The sequence below is a fragment of the Massilia sp. DWR3-1-1 genome (assembly GCF_049898325.1).
Taxonomy (GTDB): domain Bacteria; phylum Pseudomonadota; class Gammaproteobacteria; order Burkholderiales; family Burkholderiaceae_D; genus JAFCUW01.
This window is the reverse complement of record NZ_JAFCXL010000065.1, coordinates 1-1,989: the sequence shown is the minus strand read 5'-3', so window position 1 is coordinate 1,989 and position 1,989 is coordinate 1. Positions and strand designations below refer to the sequence as shown.

Sequence of the window (1,989 nt, the reverse complement as noted above, 5' to 3'; positions counted from 1 at the left end):
GGCTTCTCGAATTGGTGGCGACGCTCTTCGCTGTGTTTGTACGGCACGGGCCTACCTGGAAAGAAATGATGCCAGATTGTACACTCCTGTGGCGACAGGTCGAATTATTCAACAACGCCTCGTCAGATGGGTATAGATTTTCGGCATGGCAGCACCTTACAGCAAAGGGTGTTGCACTTGGTTTTAGAGGCTGCCCGGCTTTCATTCAGGCTGAACAGTTACAAACATTCAAAGTATTTTTTAATTTTTTGCACCATGTCTCCTGTAGGATGTATCCTACATCTGTTTACTAAGTCTTGTTATTCCTTTTCACGTGCTTTCACACTATTCGTAGTCTGTTCGATTTAAATTCGTTCTGTGATCTACGTTGGACATAAACTTTCGGAGCATGACATTACATACATCCGCGCACGGCTCGGGAAAATTTGATTTTTTTCAGATATACGAGTTAGGGATTAGATGATGGCACATCCATATCGAAGGCGATCATGTAGTCAAGGAGGTTGACGAGGACGAAACAAACTATGCAAAGCCTGATGCGTTAGAGATAAAAATGGTCATTAAATTACAACAGATAAATATAATATTGACTACTTCTAAAAATAGCTGGAGGGGCAAGTGAACATAAAAAAGGGCCGTAAATGCCTGCGAAAGTCATCCGAACGCTTTGAAAAGATTTTCCACGGTTTCCTTGAAGTAGCGCCTGATGCCGTCGCAATTATTGATAAAAGTGGAAAAATTGTTCAATTCAACGGCCAAGCTGAACGACTGTTTGGCTATGATCGCAGCGAAGTTCTGGGTAATTTCATGGAGATGCTTATGCCTGCACGCTTTCGGACAGGTCATATTACCCACCGGATAACCTACAATGCTGATTTGCGCCCACGGTCAATGGGGAGCGGCCTTAATTTGTTAGGTACTCACAAGGATGGTAGAGAATTTCCAATTGATGTAATGCTAAGTCCTCTTAACACCAAGGTGGGAATTTTTATAGCCTGTGCAGTACATGATATGACGATCCATCGCAACATGGAAAACGAACTTCGGCGGAAATCTGAAGAGCTAGAAGAAGCTGATCGTCAAAAAGATAGTTTCGTTGCTGTAGTAATGCATGAGCTGCGTGGACCATTAAGCGTGCTAACAAATATAGGGGCGCTTCTGCAAATGCCCGAGATTGGGCTTGCTGGCCGGCAAAAAGCTATGCTTGCGCTCGAACGTCAGACAAACCACATGCTTCGTCTGGTAAACGATTTGATGGATGTATCAAAGATGCGTGGGGGAAAGCTAAAACTTGAAAAAGAAATATTTGATCTTCGAACAATCGTAGCGAAAGCGGTAGAAATTAGTCACGTATTTTTGGATGGTGGCGAGCACAAATTAACTATTGAGCAGTGTGGTGTGCCGCTGCAAGTCAACGGGGACTCGTTACGTCTGGTTCAGGTGTTGTCAAATTTACTTACTAACGCTGCAAAATATACGCCTCGTGGTGGAAGAATTACGATTACAACTGAAAAAAATAATAAATGCGCACTTATTCTCGTGCAAGATAATGGGGAAGGAATTCCGGCGAATATGCTAAATCGCGTCTTTAATCTATTTACGCAGGTTGAACGTCTCGATAGTCGGATAATCGATGGAATGGAGATAGGATTATCACTCGTCGAACGCTTGGTGCATTTACATTTAGGAACAGTAATTGCCACGAGTGAAGGTCAGGGTAAGGGAAGTTTATTTACTGTAACCTTACCGCTGCATCTTAATTCTACAACTTCGTTTTATTCAAATCCATCAGGCATACCTACCACATCGGATGACTAATATGAGAAGTAGCTAGCTCGTGTGCCTAGGCTGTTATACGGCAGCCTCTAAAACGGCGTTGTTGAATAATTCGACCTGTCGCCACAGGAGTGTACAATCTGGCATCATTTCTTTCCAGGTAGGCCCGTGCCGTACAAACACAGCGAAGAGCGTCGCCACCAATTCGAGAAG

2 protein-coding genes are annotated in these 1,989 nt (G+C 43.6%); both read left to right on the top strand.

Annotated features, from left to right (window positions below):
- The coding region (locus ACP7EY_RS23900; protein ID WP_426197747.1) for a hypothetical protein at positions 1 to 293 on the top strand (293 nt) is incomplete at its 5' end.
- A gap of 325 nt (positions 294 to 618) precedes the next feature.
- On the top strand, positions 619 to 1,818 hold the full coding sequence (locus ACP7EY_RS23895; protein ID WP_426197746.1) for a PAS domain-containing sensor histidine kinase: 1,200 nt from the start codon (positions 619 to 621) through the stop codon (positions 1,816 to 1,818).
- The last annotated feature ends 171 nt before the right edge of the window (positions 1,819 to 1,989 follow it).